This is a genomic window from Prevotella sp. MGM2, from assembly GCF_002933955.1.
GTDB lineage: Bacteria > Bacteroidota > Bacteroidia > Bacteroidales > Bacteroidaceae > Alloprevotella.
The window spans coordinates 1-1,236 of the sequence record NZ_BEWW01000038.1 but is presented as its reverse complement, the minus strand read 5'-3'; the positions used below and the strand labels follow the sequence as shown (position 1 = coordinate 1,236).

The following is a 1,236-nucleotide window of genomic DNA, read 5'->3' as shown; positions in this document are numbered from 1 at the left end:
GATTGAACGTTATTTCTCTACCTGCGGCTTCATGCTCATCTATCCGCCACAGCCTGCCGCACAATCCGAAGCTGCCGCTCTGCGCACCGGCGTGCCAGTAAAGATGAGATAATGGCAATATATGCCGCGGCTGCGCGGCTATGCCTGTCTGCCACTCGGACGATTCAATGAACGTGTCGGACCAAGTGGCGCATTTACCTGACGCGTTCGGACATATACGGAAAGACAGCGGCATTCCGCGGGGTATACTGCCATCGCCGTCTGTCGGCCTCATCTGCTGTACGTGCCTTTTTCAAAACTTTTTCCTTGTAGCTATGCCACACTCCGACTTGCCTTGTTCTGTTCCGGAAACATTACCGGTTGGAAACGACTGCCTTGCCGATGTTATTCTTCCGCTGGCTTTACCCGGTGCCTATACCTACGCCTTGCCACAAGAGTTGGCCGGGCGCGTCAGTGTAGGGTCACGCGTAGTGGTGCCGTTGGGCAAACGGAAATATTATTCCGCCATCGTTATCCGGCGGCCCGGCACGCCTCCGCCGGCAGGCGCAGAGTTAAAGAGCATAACCGATGTGGTGGATGAAGCCCCCCTGCTCCTGCCTCAGCAGATAAAATTATGGCGCTGGATGGCGCGGTATTATCTATGTATGCCGGGCGAAGTGATGAAAGCCGCACTTCCGGCCGGTCTTAAGCTTGAAAGCGAAATGCTCGTAGAGGCCGCGCCGGAGTTTACCGCTGAAGATTATGCCCTCCTGTCGGCACGTGAAAAATCCTTAGTTGATGCGTTGGCCGGCGAAAAGGCGGTCAACGTGGCCACGCTTGAAAAGAAAATAGGTCTTAAGTCATCGGTCCTCCCTTTATTACGCCGGCTTATGGAAGCCGGAGCGGTGAAAGTGCACGAAGCCATGGGGCGCACCCTCCGGCCACGGACAGAAATACATGTGCGTGCGGCCGACTTCCTGCGTGACGAGCAACAACTCCGCATGGCACTTGAGGATTTGAAGCGTTCGCAAAAACAAAAGGCCGTACTCCTGTCGCTTCTCAGTACAGGCGAAATGTCGAAGAAAGCCTTGTCGGACACAGTGGATGGCGCTGCCGCCGCAGTACCGGCTTTGCGCAGAAAAGGTCTCGTAGAGGTATTTCCAGTAGCCGTTGACCGGCTGAAATCCCATGCGGCCGACGCGGCTTTCCGCCAACGGCCGTTGAGCGGGGCGCAGCAGGAGGCTTTGGACGAACTAC

1 protein-coding gene and 1 pseudogene are annotated in these 1,236 nt (G+C 56.2%); one reads left to right on the top strand and one right to left on the bottom strand.

Features of this window, described 5'->3' with window-relative positions; all coding sequences use genetic code 11:
- On the bottom strand, positions 1–274 hold a 274-nt coding region (locus C5S62_RS00935; RefSeq protein WP_133159440.1), incomplete at its 3' end, for a hypothetical protein.
- 40 nt (positions 275–314) lie between these two features.
- On the opposite strand from C5S62_RS00935, the pseudogene C5S62_RS00930 reads away from it, so the two are divergent.
- Positions 315–1,236, top strand: a pseudogene (locus C5S62_RS00930) (primosomal protein N'); the annotation flags it as partial.